This is a genomic window from Pseudomonas sp. H26/SER47-MNA-CIBAN-0231 (genome assembly GCF_040310465.1).
Lineage (GTDB): Bacteria > Pseudomonadota > Gammaproteobacteria > Pseudomonadales > Pseudomonadaceae > Aquipseudomonas > Aquipseudomonas atacamensis.
Genome location: NZ_JBEOPW010000008.1, coordinates 147,191 through 164,836, shown reverse-complemented (window position 1 = coordinate 164,836; position 17,646 = coordinate 147,191). Strand labels below are relative to the sequence as shown.

Here is a 17,646-nt window from a genome sequence, read left to right as displayed (position 1 = left end):
TTTTGCCCTGGAAGGGAACTTTTTTATTTTTCATGGTCGGTGTGTCTTCGGCAGGATTCGGGGCGTTATCACTCTGGATCGGGCACAATGCCCGGAAACTTCATCGCAACGCTCTGGACTAACCTCCATCAGTCGCGTTGGGCTATAACCAATGACACACATTTATTTGTAGTAAGGAGCATCAGCACATGCAACTCGGGATTATTGGACTGGGCCGCATGGGCGGCAATATTGCGCGACGTCTGATGCTCAACGGGCACACCACCGTTGTTTACGACCGCAATACCGCTTTCATCGATAACCTGGTCGCCGAGGGCTCCACCGGCGTCGCCGACTTGCCAGCGCTGGTCGCCGGCCTCGACAAGCCGCGCGCGGTCTGGGTCATGCTGCCGGCGGGCGCACCGACCGAAGACACCATCAACACCCTGAGCGAACTGCTTGAGCCCGGCGATACCATCATCGACGGCGGCAATACCAACTACAAGGACGACATTCGTCGCGCAAAGACGCTGAACGAGAAGGGCCTGCACTACATCGACGTCGGCACCTCCGGCGGCGTCTGGGGCCTGGAACGCGGCTATTGCATGATGATTGGCGGCGACGCCGAGACGGTCAAACGTCTGGATCCGCTGTTCGCCGCACTGGCGCCGGGCATGGGCGACATCCCGCGCACCAAGGATCGCAAGTCCGATGACCACCGTGCCGAGCACGGCTACATCCACGCCGGTCCCGCCGGTGCCGGGCACTTCGTGAAGATGATCCACAACGGCATCGAGTACGGCATGATGGCCGCGTTCGCCGAGGGCTTCGACATTCTCAAGACCAAATCCAGCGAACGCCTGCCGGAAGATCAGCGATTTGATCTGAACGTGGCTGATATCGCTGAAGTCTGGCGTCGTGGCAGCGTGGTTTCGTCGTGGCTGCTGGACCTGACTGCCGATGCGCTGGCCAGCGATCCGAAGCTTGACGGCTTCTCCGGCTCGGTCGCCGACAGTGGCGAAGGCCAATGGACCATCGAGGCGGCCATGGAGCAAGCGGTGCCGGTACCGGTGCTGTCCAATTCGCTTTTCTCCCGTTACCGCTCGCGCGGGCAGGGCACCTTCGGTGACAAAATCCTGTCGGCACAACGCTTCGGCTTCGGCGGCCACGTGGAGATTGCCAAGAAATGACCCGTACGATCCGCAGAAAATCCAAGGCAGAACCCGCACCACCGACCACGCTGTTCCTGTTCGGTGCCCACGGCGACCTGGTCAAGCGCTTGCTCATGCCGGCGCTGTACAACCTCAGTCGCGACGGCCTGCTCGACGAGAATCTGCGGATCGTCGGCGTTGATCACAACGCCATTACCGATGAAGCCTTCGCGCAAAAGCTCGAAGACTTCATCCGTACCGAAGTGGCGGCGAAGGTCGGCAAGGGCGATCAGATGCTTGATCCGGCCTTGTGGGCCAAGCTCGCCAAAGGCATCAGCTACGTCCAGGGCGATTTCCTCGACGACAGCACTTATTCAGCCCTGGCGGCGAAAATCGCCGACAGCGGCACCGGCAATGCGGTGTTCTACCTGGCCACCGCGCCGCGTTTCTTCAGTGAAGTGGTGCGCCGTCTCGGCAGCGCCGGTTTGCTTGAAGAAACGCCCGAAGCGTTCCGAAGGGTGGTGATCGAGAAGCCGTTCGGCTCCGATCTGCACACTGCCGAAGCCTTGAACGCTTGCCTGCTCAAGGTCATGAGCGAAAAGCAGATCTACCGGATCGATCACTATCTGGGCAAGGAAACCGTGCAGAACATCCTGGTCAGCCGGTTCTCCAACAGCCTGTTCGAAGCGTTCTGGAACAACCATTACATCGACCACGTGCAGATCACTGCGGCGGAAACCGTCGGCGTGGAAACCCGTGGCAGTTTTTACGAACACACCGGCGCACTGCGCGACATGGTGCCCAATCACCTGTTCCAGTTGCTGGCCATGGTCGCCATGGAACCGCCGGCTGCTTTCGGCGCTGACGCGGTGCGCGGCGAGAAGGCCAAAGTGGTCGGGGCGATTCGTCCCTGGTCGACGGAAGAAGCCCGGGCCAACTCGGTGCGCGGCCAGTACAGCGCCGGCGAGCGCGATGGCCAGCCGTTGAAGGGTTATCGCGAAGAAGCCAACGTGTCGCCCGACAGCACCACGGAAACCTACGTGGCGCTCAAGGTGATGATCGACAACTGGCGCTGGGTCGGCGTGCCGTTCTATCTGCGCACCGGCAAGCGCATGAGCGTGCGCGACACCGAGATCGTCATCTGTTTCAAACCGGCGCCGTACGCACAGTTCCGCGACACCGAAGTCGACGAGTTGCAGCCGACTTACCTGCGTATACAGATCCAGCCAAACGAAGGCATGTGGTTCGACCTGCTGGCCAAGCGCCCGGGGCCGGCGCTGAACATGGCTAATATCGAGCTGGGTTTTGCGTATAAGGATTTCTTCGAGATGCAGCCGTCGACTGGCTACGAAACCTTGATCTACGACTGCCTGACCGGCGATCAGACGCTGTTCCAGCGTGCCGACAACATTGAGAACGGTTGGCGAGCGGTGCAGCCTTTCCTTGATGCCTGGCAGCAGGATGCGAGCGTCGAGACGTATGCGGCCGGCGAAGATGGCCCGCAAGCCGCCGAAGATCTGCTGACTCGCGACGGTCGCGTCTGGCACAGCTTGGGATGAGTGATTTGTCGAAACAACCGATACGTTTTCTGCTCAGCGACATGGACGGCACACTGTTGCTGCCTGATCACACGCTGAACCAGCGCACCATCGACGCCGTGCGTTCATTGCGCGAGGCCGGCGTGCTGTTCAGCCTCGCCAGCGGCCGCCCGCCGAAAGCCATGTTGCAGCAGATCGAGGCGCTGGGCGTTGATCTGCCGACAGCGGCGTTCAATGGCGGCACCATCGTCAAACCGGACGGCACACTGTTGGCCGCGCATTATCTGCCGGCGACGACCGCGCTGATTGCTCTGGCACTGTTTGCCGATCAGCCTGAGGTGGAAATCTGGGTGTTCAGCGGCGGCGACTGGCTGCTCAAGGACCCGCACGGGCCGATGGTCCCTCGTGAGCAGAGCGGCCTCGGCTATCCGCCGGTGGTGGTCGAGAGTTTCGAACCGTATCTGGAGCGCATCGACAAGATCGTTGCCACCAGCAACAACACTGAGTTGCTGATTGAGCTGGAGGCGCAGCTGTTGCCCAAGGTCAACGGCATGGCGCAAGTGTCGCGCTCGCAGCCGGTGTATCTCGACGTCACCGCGCTTGAGGCTAACAAAGGCACCGCGCTGACAACCATTGCCGAATACCTCGGCGTGCCGCTGGAGCAAACCGCTGTCATCGGCGACGGCGGCAACGACCCGGCGATGTTCAAATGCGCCGGCTTGTCGATTGCCATGGGTCAGGCGGAAGAGGCGGTGAAGCACCAGGCTGATGTCGTTACAGCGCCAAACACTGAAGACGGCGTGGTCCTGGCGATCGAGAAATACATCCTCCCGCACTGACCCACTCCTACATGGGTTTTGCGGTGTTTGATCGTTCCCACGCTCTGCGTGGGAATGCAGCCCGGGACGCTCTGCGTCCCAATCAAAAGATCGCAGCCTTCGGCAGCTCCTACACATCGCTAGTCGTTATAGCCAATAGCTCACCGCATACCAGCCCAGCAGTCCCATCACCACGGTATACGGCACTGCCATCCATACCATGCGCCCGTACGACAAACGTACCAGCGGCGCGATCGCCGAGGTCAGCAGGAACAGAAACGCTGCCTGACCATTCGGTGTCGCCACACTCGGCAGGTTGGTGCCGGTGTTGATCGCAATCGCCAACGTTTCGAAGTGCTCGCGAGTCATGTGCCCGGCAAGAAAAGCCTGTTTCACTTCAGTGATGTAAATGGTCGCGACAAACACGTTGTCGCTGATCGCCGAGAGCAGACCGTTGGCGATGAACAACATGCCCGGCTGTTGATCCATCGGCAACGCCAGAACCCACTGGATCAGCGGGGCGAACAGTTGCTGATCATGAATGACCGCCACCACGGCAAAAAACACCACCAGCAGCGCGGTAAACGGCATGGCGTCCTTGAACGCGCTGCCCAGGCGATGCTCGTCGGTGATCCCGGTAAACGCAGTGATCAACACAATCACCATCAAACCGATCAGGCCGACTTCAGCCAGGTGAAACGCCAGGCAACCAATCAGAATCAGCGCCGCCGCGCCTTGCACCAGCAGCGCCGCCGTCTGACGGGGCGTGCGTTTGGCGTTGTCCTCGGCAGCGTAGTCAGCCAACACAGCGCGGACGTTGTCCGGCAGCAGCGTGCCGTATCCGAACCAGCGCAACTTCTCCAGCAGCACGCAAGTAACCAGACCCGCCACCAGTACCGGCAGCGACACCGGGGCAACTTTCTGGAAGAACTCGCCGAAATGCCAGCCCATCTCATGGCCGATCAACAGGTTCTGCGGCTCACCGACCAAGGTGCAGACGCCACCGAGCGCTGTGCCGACCGCGCCGTGCATCAACAGGCTGCGCAGGAAAGCGCGGAATTGATTCAGGTCCTCATGGTGTCGCGACGGTAAATGCTCATCGTCACCGAATTCGCTGTCCTTACGTGGATCGTTGCCCGACGCGACCCGGTGATACACCGAGTAGAAGCCGACAGCCGCACTGATGATCACCGCCGTCACGGTCAACGCATCAAGAAACGCCGAAAGAAATGCCGACAGGAAGCAGAACATCAGCGCCAGAATCGCTTTCGAGCGCACGCCCAACAGCAGCCGCGAGAAGAGAAACAGCAGCAGATCTTTCATGAAGTAGATGCCGGCAACCATGAACATCAGCAGCAGGATCACCGGAAAGTTGTGCAGCAACTCATCGTAAAGCGCTTGCGGCGTGGTCATCTTCAACAGCAACGCTTCAATCAACAGCAGGCCGCCGGGCATCAACGGATAACACTTGAGCGCCATGGCCAGGGTGAAGATGAATTCGATCACCAGCAACCAGCCTGCGGCGACCGGGCCGATGGTGAATAGCACCACGGCGTTGAGAATGAGAAAACCGACGATGGTCGCCTTGTACCAGCGTGGCGATTGCCCGAGGAAGTTGTGCGCGAACGCCTGGGCGATTGAACCGGACATCGGCTGCTCCTTTTATTTAGAAGCGCGAAAGTTGCCGGATGTTTCAAGGAAGATCAAGTCGCCGATAATCTCGATCCTGTTGAATGCTCTATGGGTTCAGATAACGCGCAACCATTGCCCGGTAGTTGCCATCCAGCGAATAGCCACCAACCACAATTGCGCCGTCAGTTTGTACGGCCAGAGAATTGGCTGTATCGAGACTTCGCCCCAGTCGCGTGCGCAACCAACCGTGGCCCTGGCCGAACGCTGGATCGAGACTGCCGTCAGCTTGATAACGGGCGACCATGAAGTCGGCTTCAACCCCGCCGATGGTCGCGCCCACGGCAACGATGCGGCCATCGCTCATCAACCGGGCGGCGTTCCATTGGCATCCGCTGGGACCGATGTCCACCACCTGTGGTTGGCCATGATGACAGTGCAGATCCGGTCGACCGTTGGCGTGCAGGACAAACGTCAAACAGCGGATTGGATCGCGGCTGCTGCCGAAGCAATAAAGCCTGTCGTCGGATTCAATGATCTGGCTGACCTGAGCGCTATTGCCGTGGGCCTTGAAGGCCATGAAGCCATCGACGGCGAAGCGCTCATCCAGGCTGCCATCGGGCCGGTACACCGCCAGCAGGCCTTGCTGAGGAAAGTCGATGGAGCCTGCGACCACGACGCGCCCATCCTTCTTCAACAGCAGCGTACTCAGCCAAGTATTGAGCAGCAGGTGGCGGACCACTACAAATCCGCGTCCGTTGAATGATTCGTCGAGAAATCCATCGGGTTGCAGGCGGATCAATATGCCGGCGTGGTCGGCAAGGCTGAAATGATGGTTGGCGATCAGCAGAATACGGCCGTCTTCCTGCACCACAAAGTCACAGGCTTCGACGCCCGGCACGCCCGGCGGCAACCAGTTGTCGCGGGTGCCCATGGACAGCTCGCCGGGCAGCCGCACCACCTGGAAACCGTCATCGCCGAAGAATCGGTCTGGCTGGCCGTTGGCATCGAACAGGGCGAGGGCGGGCAGGGTGCGTCGGGTATCTTCATAATGCAGGCCGGCCAGCAGAATCTTGCCGTCGGCTAACACCTGAACCTTGCCGGCCTTGGCTTCGAAACCCTCGACAAAGCTGCCGATCACGCTGCCCTGAATGCCGAACGACAAATCCGCCGACCCATCGGCCAGCAGCCGCGCCAGGCCAAAACGGCTTCCCTTGGATGTACCGACCTTGGCCGCGACCAGAATCCGACCCTGTGCATCGAGCGTGACATGTTGAGTCTGGCTGGACAAACTGCCGGCAAAGTACACCTGCGCAACACCGCCAATGGCGAATGCCGGGTCGAGCGAACCGGGGGCGGTCCATGCAGTAGGCAGCGCATAAGGGCTCAGGGTGGACATGCACGCGTCTCCTTGTGCCTGAGCCGATACCCAGTGGTTGGGCGGCTGACTGCACGAGCGAAACATTCAATCCCCGAAACGCGATAAGTACAACTGGGTGTACTAACAGAAGGACGGTCGCACTGTGCCAGAACAGTGTCTTGTTGAACCACTCGCAAGCGAGCCAAGTACTTTGGATGAAACGGCACTGCAACTACGTTAATTGTTCGGCTACGCACACAACAAGGGCGGATGACTTTAACGTCATCCGCCCTTGTTCGGTTATCAGTGTGGCATCGACCAGGATTGCAACTTGTGGCCGTCTTCGCTCAGCTCGGCGCGGGCCTGCTGCAGCAGTTGTTCGAGTTGCGCCGGGTCAGAGTAGGCGCTGCTCGGGATCTGTTTGCGACCGATGTGGGAGTTGGTGCGGTCGACGACGGTCAGGCTCAGTTCGCCATTGCCGTCTTGTGGCGCCCAGGCCACGCACTGGAAAGGCTTGAACGCGTGGTTGGCAATCAAAAGTGCTTCGTTGATACGCAGCGGGGCAGTCATGGGGTCTTCTCTCTATTGGCGCCCAATCAAGTGATGTGCCGTCGGTTGGGCTTACCGTGCGGCGGGTTACTTGTACTGATGCACGCAACCGGGGGGCGGGTCACACTTGCAACAAAGAAATTTCAGGTTCTTTACATAACGTAAGTTCGTTTCGTTAATCCTGCACCCGTCCCAACACCGCGCTGAATTCACCCCTCACCCCAGCCCTCTCCCCGAGGAGAGGGAGCCGATTTGTGGGCTTTTCAAACTCGAGTTCGGCTTGGTCTTTCGGATCGGCGTACCTCGCGTAAACACCTCGGTCAGTTCCCTCTCCCTTGGGAGAGGGGCTAGGTTGAGGGGCCGCTCTTTGACTCACCGCAAATAGTCGATAGCTAACTAACAACCAACTTTCTTATAACTCTTTTAATACCTGCCCTATAAGCAATCGGTACAAGCCGCCGTCAAAATCTTGCTAGTGTTACAACCGGGTCTGCCAAATGACTGTTTTTACGATCATTTATCAAATTTGGCGCCAAGGAACAGTCATGAGCGAAGCGCCTGCGTCGAGACGTTTACTGGTGGTCGATCCGTGTGACGACTGCTATCGCCTGTTGCCCGGATTGCGCGCCATAGGCTGGGATGTCGACAGTTGTAATCTGGAAAACGCCGCATCCCGCGCCTGTGACGTCGGCCTGCTGCGCTTGCAGCCTTACCACCTGGAACGTCCAGAAGCGGTCAAAGAACTGATCAGCCGCAGCGGCACCGAATGGATTGCCGTGCTCAATCAGGAAGTCCTGCGCTTACAGAACGTCGGCGATTTCGTTTGTGAATGGTTCTTCGACTTCCACACCTTGCCCTTCGATGTCTCCCGCGTACAGGTCACCCTCGGCCGCGCCTTCGGCATGGCGCGCCTGCGCGGGCAGGGCACGATTCATGTCGATCAACCGGAGCACGAACTGCTCGGCGACAGCAAACCGATCCGCGAACTGCGCAAACTGCTGAGCAAACTCGCCCCGACCGAATCGCCCGTGCTGATTCGCGGCGAAAGTGGCACCGGCAAAGAGCTGGTCGCGCGCACCCTGCATCGACAATCCCAGCGTCACAACAAACCGTTTGTAGCGATCAACTGCGGGGCGATCCCAGAGCATTTGATCCAGTCAGAATTGTTCGGCCACGAGAAAGGCGCGTTCACCGGCGCACACCAGCGCAAGGTCGGACGCATCGAAGCGGCCAATGGCGGCACGTTGTTCCTCGATGAAATCGGCGACCTGCCGCTGGAATTGCAGGCCAATCTGCTGCGCTTTCTCCAGGAGAAGCACATCGAGCGGGTTGGCGGCAGTCAGCCGATACCGGTGGATGTGCGCGTGCTGGCAGCAACCCACGTTGACCTGGAAGCAGCAATCGAGAAGAAGCGCTTTCGTGAAGACCTGTATTACCGGCTAAACGTCCTGCAAGTGGTCACCGCACCGCTACGCGAGCGCCATGGCGATCTGTCGATGCTGGCCAACCATTTTTCGCACTTCTACAGCCACGAAACCGGGCGCCGGCCACGCAGCTTCAGCGAAGATGCATTGATTGCCATGGGCAAGCATGACTGGCCGGGTAACGTGCGCGAGCTGGCGAACCGGGTACGGCGGGGGCTGGTGCTGGCGGAGGGACGGCAGATCGAGGCGCGGGATTTGGGGTTGATCAGTCAGCACTCTGTCGCAACGCCGATGGGCACGCTGGAGGATTACAAGACCAGGGCGGAACGGCAGGCGTTGTGTGATGTGTTGAATCGGCACAGTGATAATTTGAGTGTGGCCGCGAAAGTTTTAGGGGTTTCGCGGCCTACTTTTTATCGGTTGTTGCATAAACATCAGATTCGTTAATTAGCTGAAGATCAAAGGATCGCAGCCTTCGGTAGCGCCTACATGGAACAATGTAGGCACTGCCAAAGGCTGCGATCTTTTGCTTTTAGAAGTAATACGGGAATTTCAGGCTGAACGAAAAGTCCGGCGCATCATCCGTCATACCAATCGACAAGTTCGGCACGATCGTCAGGTTGTCGGTCGCCGCAATCGTCATGCCGACGTTGAAGTAACCAGCGTTCGCGTCACTGGAAACCACCGATTCCCAATCGCCGCCGTCCTGTTTCAGCTTGCTCTTGCGTTGCACCAGGTCGGAGACCGAGAACGACATACTCATCTTCTCGTTAAGCGCGAAGGCGATGCCGGCGCCGATCTGGAAGCTGTCGCCAATCTTAACCTTGCCCGGGTTTTTCTGATTGACCGTAGAGCTGATGTCGTCAAACGACTCCTCGAGGTTGTGGGTGTAGGAGAGGCTGCCGAACAGCACCGCCGGGTCGAACGTCTTGACCAGCGAGATACCCGGTGTGATCGACCAGACGCCGTTGCCGGTGGGCAGGGTGTCGGGGACGAACAGGTTGGAGTTGGCGTCGGTCTGGCGCAGTTTGATGCCGAACGGGTCTTTGCCGGTCGGCGCCTTGACGCGCAAGGTGACGACGGCGTCCGGGGTGTTGACCGACTCGTCGAGGAACTTGTAGGCGATACCGAAGTTGACGTCGCCGATGGTTGGATCCTTGGTCACGGTTTCTTCGGTTGTTACGCCAGCCGCGCCCTCGTTGCCGCCGCCGGATTGATACGTCGACTCGCGATAGATCACCGGCACGTTCAGGTCGAACTGCCAGCGGTTATCGAAGTTGTAGCGGCCGGTGAGGTCCAGGGTCCAGGTGTCGGCCTTGATCCGGTCGAGGTTGATGTTGCCCAGGAAGATCGAATCCAGCGCAAGGAAACCGTTGAGGATCAACTGGCGGGTGTCGTAGCGCGAATAGGTCAGGCCGGTTTCCACGCTGAACTTGCCGCCGCCAAAGAAACCACTGGCTTCGTCATACAGGTTGGAAACGCTCTGCGCCGGTTGTGAATCATCGGCCAGCGATTGACCGTAGGAAGCGCCACTGCCCCCGGCGGCGCCTCCCGATGCAGCGGCCGCGCCGGTGCCTGTGGCGGCTCCGGCGGCGACGCGATTGCCTTTCATGTCGGACGGCGATTTGGCCAGCCGTTTTGGCGGTGGGGCCGCGGGTGTTTCTTCTACTTGGCGGACCCGTTGTTCAAGTACCGCCAGCGCTTGTTGTTGTTGTTCGTATCGTTGTCTCAGTTCCAGAAGTTCCCGTTTCAGGGCTTCTACATCGGCGTCGGGTGCTGCTTGCAGCATTGCCGCCGGGAGAAGGGTACTCAAACACACTGCGGCACGCAGTGATACTGATCGATACATGAATAAGCCGTCCCTTTAAGCCCAATGATCGAGACTCAGCGTAGTTCAATATCCGATATTGCGTAGGGCCCCGAGTTGGGTCAGGTTGCAATCCAGTGCACCGGCGCTTCTGCCGTTATTGTTCAGTACGACGTTGAGTTGCGTAAGGTTGTTGACCACGTTGGCGCTGCCCAGCAAACGGGTGTTCTGCAGCAGCCCGCCCTGGGCGACTTGTTGCAGTGCTGTGCCTTGATTGCCGCTGGCCTGAATGGCCATTTGCACGCCACCGCCATTGGCCGAAACCGCGACACTGCCGGCGCCGTTGCTGCCGCTGATGGTCTGCCCGGCGATGAGGGCCTGGCCCTGCGACGGCACCAGTGCCGGGGCCTGACTGGCTTCGCTGACGTTGATCGCGACGTTGTTGTTGGCGGTATTGCCATCGCCCGCCGCGCGCACACTCTGCGTAACGCCCTGGCTACTGTTGAGGCCGGCGCCGCCGATGACAGTGCCGGTGCCCAAGGTGGGGGTGCTGCCGTTGCCCGACTCCTTGATGGTCGAGACATAGAATTCCGGTTTGACGGTTGCAGCCTGGATCTGCATCGAGGTCGCGGCCCCGATCAAGTCGCCGCTGGCGTTGCGCCAGGTGCTGCTCATGACAATGCCGAAGCTGATGATCCGCCCCGGCATGACGTAACGACCGCGCAGCTCGGCGAGCTCCTGGTCCTTGATTTCGATGGGTTTGAATCCGGCATGGGCTAAACCTGACGCACTCGCTGCCAGGCAGGCGGCGGCCAGCCAGTATGAGCTTTTCATCTGCTGCTCCCGGGACATCCAGTCCCATTCTCTAACTCGGCGATTAAAAGAAGTCGCTCTGAATGAACCCGAAATCCATCAATTCCGCATCTTTGACCGGGTTGAAACTGTCCAGCGAGTTCTTCGCCGTCAGCGGCACGGGAGGGCTGCGCAAGGCATTGGCCTTGTCGTAACCGGGGCCGACGATGGCAAAGACAATGCCGTTCCAACCTTTGACAAAGTCGTCGTGCTTGTAGCGCTTGTGGCCGAGAACCGGGTCACCGATGTAGACCCAATCCTTGTCCGAGCGCTGCAAGACGACAAAATGCTTGTAGCCACGAATGTCCATCAGAACCACCACCGGAATCGTCACCGCTTCGAGTTTCTCGGGCGGGATCCGGTAGCCACGGGCGCGCATGCCGATGCTTTCTACGTAGCGCTTCATGTCGAGCATGGAGAAACCCTGGGTTCGCACCAGGTCCTGGTCAGCGTTGACCAGCATGCCTTTGATGATGTGCTCCTCATCGACGTCGAGCCAATAAGCCTGGCGCAGGACCGTTGCCAGTGCAGCAGCGCCGCAGCTGAAATCGGTTTTCTGTTCGACGATGTCGGCAAACTTGCGCTCACGAATGCTTTGCACGTCCTTGTAGACCAGCACGCCACCCGGCAGGGCAGCGACCGGCATCTGAGCCGCCTGAGTCAGGCCGCACAGACAAAGCAGAGCGAGGAGGGCAGGAGTCCGCATAATCGAATACGCCTTGTGGAACCTGGGAAAAAAGCCCCGTTGCCGGGGCTTTCGTTTCGATCGCGATTACATGCAGGCTTTGCAACCTGCGGCGATGGACAGCGAGTTGCTTTGTTGGTTGCCTACACCCGCCGAGACGTTGGCTCCGCCGTTGCCGGAGAAGTTGTTCATCGAGTTGGTCATGTTGGCGTTGTTGACGACTGGAGTTTTCCAGCCATCTTTGGTCAACACTTGTTGGGTGGTGACGCCAGCGAGGCCAAAACTGCCCACGGCTTCGAACTTGGCTTTCTGATCATCGTTGCCGCCGTGGCCGCCGCCACGGTTGCCCCAACCGCCATGGTCGTTGTCGTCTTCGATGGTCGCAGTGCCTTTGGCTTTGAACACGCCAGCGGCTGCATAAGTACCGGTGAGGGTGTCGGTTTTGTAAGCCTGCACGCCTTTGTTTTCCACGACCAGGCCAGTCGAGGACTGGTTGGCAGAGGCAGCGGCCTGCGCTACACGACCACCGGAAACGGCGATGGCGAGGTTGTTTTTCTGTTGGTTGAAGTTGCCCGAGCTCACGTTGATGCCGATGTTGCCGGAACCATTGTTGCCTGCATTGCTGAGCGTGGCGTTGTTGAAGGTGGACGAGTTTTTCACGTAGTTGTTGTTGTTCACCTGAGTCGCGCTCGAAGCGGCAACAGCATTGCCGAAGATGAAGCTTTCGTCAGCGGTGGCCAGCGCAGCAGCGTTGTCCTGCTGGTTGCCGTCGCCGGCGGCGACGTTGGCGCCCATGTTGCCGTTGGAGCCGTTGAGCGAGTCGCTGGCATTGGCGTTGTTCAGGGTGCCCTGGTTTTTTACCACGTTGCCGTCGCTGTTTTGTGCGTCGAGTACAGCGGCGCCGGCGCCTGCGGTGATTTGCAGCAGTTGTTCAAGATTCGGACCTTGTGGCTGGCCGTGACCGTTGCCATGTCCATTGCCGTGCCCGTTACCATGATCATTGTCACCACGGCCGCCAGCCTGTGCTGCCATTGCCATCACTGCTGCGAGTGCGAAAACCAGTGGTTTGAGAGCCATTGTAGGTTTCATGGTTGTTTCTCCGTCGTGCTTATTAGTTGGTTAAGTGTTGGGACTTTTCTAATTGCACTGCTTTTTGTTTGGGTCAGTCTGCGACCCGGATGCTCAGGGTGTTAGCCATTCGGTTCCCCACCCCGGCACTCTGGTTCACCTGGATTACCCCTCGGCTGCCGGTGAAGGCCTGATCACTTGTCGTGACCTGGCGACTGCCGATTGAGGTACCAGTTGCTCCTGAGCTCGGTAAAAACGCCACGTTCTGTTGTGAAAGGGCGCTGTCGTCAACGCTCTGCGGGCCGGCACTGATGCTGACGCGCGTAACGTTGGCCATTTGATTGTTGGCACCGGCGCCCTGGTTCACACCGAGGATGCCGTTGCCATTGCTGAAAGAGTTGCCGCCAATGTTGGCGCTCGCGTCGATGGCGCGGCTGGCGGGCGTGTCGATGGTCTGCCTGACGTTGGTGGTGGCATGGGCTTCGGTGCCGATGGCAATCGCCTTGGTGTTGGCTTGTTGCATCTGGTCACCGGCGGCCTGGTTGACGTTGAAGTTGCCGCGATACTGCGCGCCGGAATCCTGAATATTGGCCTTGTTCACTGAAGCCGAATCGGCCATGGCGCTGGTGCAGCCGAGCAGGGCGAGAAGCAGCAGGGTGCGATTCATGTCATTGGCCTCCGGCCATGCGAGTCAGAGGCGCCAGGCCGGTGCTCATCGCCCGGTTGACCGTGTTGGAGATCGAGGCGCCAGAACCACCGCCGCTGCCAGTGCGCATACCGGGCAGGCCGTTCTGGTTGGTCAGGGTGTTCATGCCGGGCAGGTTGGAGCTGGGCGTGGTCATGTTGCCGCGAATCGATGAGCCGCTGGCGACACTGGCGAAATCACCGTCAGTGAGTTCGGTACTGCTGAGGGTCTGGTTGATCCGCGCCGAAGGGTTGGCGTTGACCGTGGTCGGATAGGGGTCTTTGCCGCCATTGCGACCGATCGCGATGGGTTGAACGTCGCGGTTGAGGACGATCACTCCATTGCCTTCGGCCTGGGCGCTGGCACTGATCAATGCGCTGGCGGCTGATCCGATCAGCAGGAGGCAGGTCAGGCTTTTATTGAAATTCCCCACGGCTGCAATTCCTTCTTCAGTGGGCTGGGTTATTCAGCGTTGTGAAGAAGAGAGCGAAAGCTGTGCCGGTTTTGAATTGTCGCGTTATTTCAATGGGTTAGGTGTTTTTGAGAATTGCTCAGTGCGGGCACTGTTTCAGCGCTGAGACACATGCAGGGGCGCTTGAACGATGCTTGACGTTGGAAAGCTCTGGAACAAGGGTTTGCGCCGATGTGTTTCATCGGCGTAACAGGTGACGTGACGGAGTGATGAACAGCGTTTGGACGGGGGCTTTGCGCGGTGAGGAGTGTTTCAAAAACGGACAGTTTCGTCCCAAGGCGGCTCAGCTGGACAGCAAAAGCTCGACCGCGGCAAAGGCCTGGGCATGCCGCTCGGCCCAATTGCCCTCGATAACTTGCAATGGCTGTTGATGCTCAATCAACCAGGCGCGGGTGGCTTCGAAAAAGGCCATGCGATCCGCAAGATCCGGTTGGCAGCGCTGGCCGTCTTCGGCCCAGTCGACTTGTTGCGGCGACAGCAGCAGGTGCAGGTCGTAATGGCGCGTGAGCAGTTCTTTTTCCAGCCAGTTCGGGCAATCGCCGAACAGGGTCTGGCTCCAGAGGATGTTGCTGAGCAGATGGGTGTCGAGAATCAGCAGTTCGGGTTGTTTCGCGCGCGCCTGATCTTCCCATTGCAACTGGCCCCTGGCGATATCAGGGATATCCGCGAGGCAAGTGTCGCGCGGGTTGTTTTCGATGAACCGCCGAACATATTCATCAACGCGCACGCCGCCGAAACGCTGCTCAAGGCCTGCCGCCAGCCAACTCTTGCCGGTGGATTCCGGGCCGGTGAGAACAACGACTTTCATGTGCGCAACGCCGGATCGGCACGCCATTCCCGCCAGCCTTGCACCGCGAGCAAGGTAAACAGCGCATACAGGCCAGCAGTCAGATAGAGGCCTTTATAGATGAACAGGCCGACAAAGATCACATCGAGGACGAACCACAACGCCCAGCATTGCAGGCGTTTTTGCGCCATCCACAGTTGCGCCACCAGACTGAAACCGGTGAGCGCGGCATCGAGCCACGGCTGTGCGGCGTCGGTCCAGTGCGCCATCGCCGCGCCCAGCGACAGGCTGCCGATCGCCCCGACGCTGAGGCCTAGCAGAATCGAGCGTGCATCGAGGCGGGTAACCTGGCGACCGTCATGCAGCGTCCCGGCGCGGGTCCATTGCCACCAGCCGTAGATTTGCAGCGCGGCATAGATCACTTGCAGCAACATGTCCGAATACAGCTTCACCTCAAAGAAGATCCAGCTGTAGAGCAACACCATGACCAGCCCGATCGGCCAGCACCACGGATTCTGCTTGACCGTCAGCCACACGGCGATGACACCGAGGGCAGCGGCAAACAGTTCAAGCCCGGACATGGCGGATCCTTGGGGGAGTTGAGAAGGGGGCGGATTGTACTGCATTAGTCAGGTCAAAAGCCCCTCACCCTAACCCTCTCCCAGAGGGAGAGGGAACTGATCGCGTTGTTTGGTCGTGGTACGCCGACCTGGAATATCGCGTCGAACGCAGATCATGAAAAGCGCAGTGATCTGCGATCAAAAGCCCCTCACCCTAACCCTCTCCCGGAGGGAGAGGGAACTGACCGCGTTGTTTGGTCGAGGTACGCTGACCTGGAATATCGCGTCGAACGCAGATCATGAAAAGCGCAATGATGTGCTCCCTCTCCTCGGGGAGAGGGCTGGGGTGAGGGGTGGGCTCACCTCGGTGACCGGTCAGACCCGGAACTGGCGCAGCAACCCGTTGAGCTGTTCGCTCAGTTGCCCAAGCCGCAGGCTGGCCGCGCTCGACTGCTCAGCCGCCAACGCGGTGCTATGGGAAAGCCCGGCCGCCTGGGTCACGTTCTGGTTGATGTCCTCAACCACCTGCGCCTGTTGCAAGGTAGCGCTGGCAATCGACGCATTCAGGCCGTTGAGATTACGCAACGCCTGGCCAATTGCATTAAGGCTCGCCCCGGCCAGTCCCGCCTGTTCGATGGTCAATTGCGAGGCCTTGCTGCTGTCGCCGATCACCTTCACCGCAGCCTCCGAGTGATTCTGCAAACGCTCGATCATCGACTGAATCTCCGCCGTCGATTTCTGCGTACGCTGGGCCAGCAAGCGCACCTCATCGGCCACCACGGCAAACCCGCGACCCTGTTCTCCCGCGCGCGCCGCTTCAATCGCCGCGTTCAAGGCCAGCAGGTTGGTCTGCTCGGCAATCGAGCGAATCACTTCCAGCACGCTGCCAATCTGCGTGCTCTCCGCCGCCAGGGTGCGGATCACTTCCACCGCCTGATCGATCGTGCCGGAGAGCTTGTCGATCTGTTGCAGGCTGCCGTCAATGTTGATCTGCCCCTGTTGCGCCTGCGCTTCGGCATCACGCATTTCTGCGGCGGCGTGTTCGGCGTTTTTCGCCACGTCCTGCACGCCGTAGGTGACTTCGTTGATCGCTGTGGCCACCAGTTCCATCTGCTGCGACTGCTGCTGGCTGCGCTGCTGCGCCTGCGAGGCATCGTTACCCAGCTCGCTGGAAGACTGGCCCAGTGCGCTGGCCGACACCTGCAGATCACCGATCACCCGACGCAGCTTGGCCGTGAACGCATTGAAATGATGGGCCAGTTCGGTGACCTCATCCTTGCCGTGGGTATCAAGGCTGCGGGTCAGGTCGCTTTCGCCGCTGGCGATGTTGGCCATGGCATTCACGGTTTCCTGCAACGGACGGACAATGCTGCGTGCGATCAGGATCACCAGCAGCGCCATGATCAGCGCAATCGCCAGGCCGATCGCTGACGCCTTGATCATTTGTCCTTGGAATTCTGCCTGCACATCGTCGACGTAAACGCCGGAACCAATTACCCAGCCCCACGGCTCAAACAGCTTCACATAAGAGGTCTTGGCAACGGGATCAGTCGCCCCCGGTTTCGGCCAGCGATAATTGACCATGCCCGCGCCTTTGGCCTTGGCGATGGCGACCATCTCGTTGAACACCGCAAAGCCGTCCGGGTCGCGGATCGCCGAAAGATTCTGGCCTTCGAGCTTGGGATTGGTCGGGTGCATGACCATCACGGGCGTGAGGTCGTTGATCCAGAAGTAGTCGCTCTGGTCATAGCGCAGGCCACGGATCGCGGTCAGCGCCTGCTTTTGCGCGGCATCTCTGGTCAGGGTGCCGGCGGTCTCCAGCCCTTGGTAATAGGTGAGCAGGCCACTGGCGGTCTGCACCACATGCTGGGTTTTCTGCGCCTTGGCGTGGTAGAGGTCGTCATGGATCTGCTTGAGCATCAGCACGCCCAAGGTCAGCAACATGACCACCGCCACGATCAAGATGAGCCACAAGCGTCGGCTGATCGACACACTGCGCAAGCTGTTCATAACGCTGTCACTCCGGATTCTTGTTCTTGTAATAAACGATCGCCAGCATCCAGCCACCGCTGTGGGCTCGCGATTGCGCGACTTGAGCCGCCTAACGCGGGGAGCGCTATTAAGGCTTGTCTGTTAGGATTTCGGCCCCGCGCGCGAAAACCTGAATCCGGTTTTGATATTTCACGGAATTTTTACCGTTTCGTGTGGATCCTGTGCGCGCGCAATCGCTACAGCTTTTACCGGCTACGCTGGACGCAGTGAACGAAAAAATACTATCGGGG

16 protein-coding genes are annotated in these 17,646 nt (G+C 59.5%); 4 read left to right on the top strand and 12 right to left on the bottom strand.

Going from position 1 to position 17,646, the window contains the following annotated elements; genetic code table 11:
* The first annotated feature begins 188 nt into the window (after positions 1 to 188).
* Genes gnd through AAEZ10_RS14940 form a run of 3 tightly spaced genes read left to right on the top strand, consistent with a single transcriptional unit; the run spans position 189 to position 3,507 of the window.
* A complete protein-coding gene (gene gnd / locus AAEZ10_RS14950) occupies positions 189 to 1,169 on the top strand; it encodes a phosphogluconate dehydrogenase (NAD(+)-dependent, decarboxylating) (protein ID WP_016774672.1) in 981 nt (326 codons plus the stop codon).
* Complete coding sequence (gene zwf / locus AAEZ10_RS14945; protein ID WP_071172391.1) at positions 1,166 to 2,689, top strand: glucose-6-phosphate dehydrogenase; 1,524 nt, start codon at positions 1,166 to 1,168, stop codon at positions 2,687 to 2,689. Before gnd ends, zwf begins: the two co-directional genes overlap by 4 nt.
* Positions 2,686 to 3,507 (top strand): Cof-type HAD-IIB family hydrolase, encoded by an 822-nt coding sequence (locus tag AAEZ10_RS14940; RefSeq protein WP_073474531.1) that lies wholly within the window; start codon positions 2,686 to 2,688, stop codon positions 3,505 to 3,507. Before zwf ends, AAEZ10_RS14940 begins: the two co-directional genes overlap by 4 nt.
* A gap of 126 nt (positions 3,508 to 3,633) precedes the next feature.
* Here AAEZ10_RS14940 and nhaB read toward each other — a convergent pair whose 3' ends face one another.
* From nhaB to AAEZ10_RS14925, 3 genes are all read right to left on the bottom strand, one after another.
* On the bottom strand, positions 3,634 to 5,136 hold the full coding sequence (nhaB, locus tag AAEZ10_RS14935; RefSeq protein ID WP_024012907.1) for a sodium/proton antiporter NhaB: 1,503 nt from the start codon (positions 5,134 to 5,136) through the stop codon (positions 3,634 to 3,636).
* Positions 5,137 to 5,224: 88 nt separating this feature from the next.
* Positions 5,225 to 6,514, bottom strand: coding sequence for an NHL repeat-containing protein (locus AAEZ10_RS14930; RefSeq protein WP_110645246.1), 1,290 nt, complete (start codon positions 6,512 to 6,514; stop codon positions 5,225 to 5,227).
* A gap of 264 nt (positions 6,515 to 6,778) precedes the next feature.
* Positions 6,779 to 7,045: a hypothetical protein gene (locus tag AAEZ10_RS14925; protein WP_016774677.1), complete on the bottom strand. Its 267-nt coding sequence runs from the start codon at positions 7,043 to 7,045 to the stop codon at positions 6,779 to 6,781.
* A gap of 524 nt (positions 7,046 to 7,569) precedes the next feature.
* Between AAEZ10_RS14925 and AAEZ10_RS14920 the strand changes: the two genes are divergently transcribed.
* Positions 7,570 to 8,895 carry a sigma-54 dependent transcriptional regulator gene (locus AAEZ10_RS14920; RefSeq protein WP_130929904.1) on the top strand — a complete coding sequence of 442 codons (1,326 nt, stop codon included), beginning with the start codon at positions 7,570 to 7,572 and terminating at the stop codon, positions 8,893 to 8,895.
* 85 nt (positions 8,896 to 8,980) lie between these two features.
* On the opposite strand, the gene fapF is transcribed toward AAEZ10_RS14920, so the two are convergent.
* From fapF to AAEZ10_RS14875, 9 genes are all read right to left on the bottom strand, one after another.
* Positions 8,981 to 10,297 carry a fibril amyloid transporter FapF gene (gene fapF, locus AAEZ10_RS14915; RefSeq protein ID WP_041479694.1) on the bottom strand — a complete coding sequence of 439 codons (1,317 nt, stop codon included), beginning with the start codon at positions 10,295 to 10,297 and terminating at the stop codon, positions 8,981 to 8,983.
* 45 nt (positions 10,298 to 10,342) lie between these two features.
* Positions 10,343 to 11,089, bottom strand: a complete 747-nt coding sequence (gene fapE, locus AAEZ10_RS14910; RefSeq protein ID WP_073474520.1) for a fibril amyloid subunit FapE — start codon at positions 11,087 to 11,089, stop codon at positions 10,343 to 10,345.
* 43 nt (positions 11,090 to 11,132) lie between these two features.
* A complete protein-coding gene (fapD, locus tag AAEZ10_RS14905; RefSeq protein WP_024012915.1) occupies positions 11,133 to 11,813 on the bottom strand; it encodes a fibril amyloid maturation endopeptidase FapD in 681 nt (226 codons plus the stop codon).
* 66 nt (positions 11,814 to 11,879) lie between these two features.
* Entirely contained in the window at positions 11,880 to 12,881 is a 1,002-nt protein-coding gene (fapC, locus tag AAEZ10_RS14900; protein WP_122507319.1) for an amyloid-like fimbrin subunit FapC, read from the bottom strand.
* A gap of 73 nt (positions 12,882 to 12,954) precedes the next feature.
* Complete coding sequence (gene fapB / locus AAEZ10_RS14895; RefSeq protein ID WP_122601745.1) at positions 12,955 to 13,527, bottom strand: fibril amyloid subunit FapB; 573 nt, start codon at positions 13,525 to 13,527, stop codon at positions 12,955 to 12,957.
* 1 nt (position 13,528) lies between these two features.
* Positions 13,529 to 13,978, bottom strand: a complete 450-nt coding sequence (gene fapA, locus AAEZ10_RS14890; protein ID WP_073474511.1) for a functional amyloid chaperone FapA — start codon at positions 13,976 to 13,978, stop codon at positions 13,529 to 13,531.
* Positions 13,979 to 14,300: 322 nt separating this feature from the next.
* On the bottom strand, positions 14,301 to 14,825 hold the full coding sequence (locus AAEZ10_RS14885; protein ID WP_350569820.1) for an AAA family ATPase: 525 nt from the start codon (positions 14,823 to 14,825) through the stop codon (positions 14,301 to 14,303).
* Positions 14,822 to 15,385, bottom strand: a complete 564-nt coding sequence (gene pnuC / locus AAEZ10_RS14880) for a nicotinamide riboside transporter PnuC (RefSeq protein ID WP_073474506.1) — start codon at positions 15,383 to 15,385, stop codon at positions 14,822 to 14,824. Before pnuC ends, AAEZ10_RS14885 begins: the two co-directional genes overlap by 4 nt.
* 354 nt (positions 15,386 to 15,739) lie before the next feature.
* Positions 15,740 to 17,374, bottom strand: a complete 1,635-nt coding sequence (locus AAEZ10_RS14875; RefSeq protein ID WP_095179989.1) for a methyl-accepting chemotaxis protein — start codon at positions 17,372 to 17,374, stop codon at positions 15,740 to 15,742.
* Between the last annotated feature and the right edge of the window lie 272 nt (positions 17,375 to 17,646).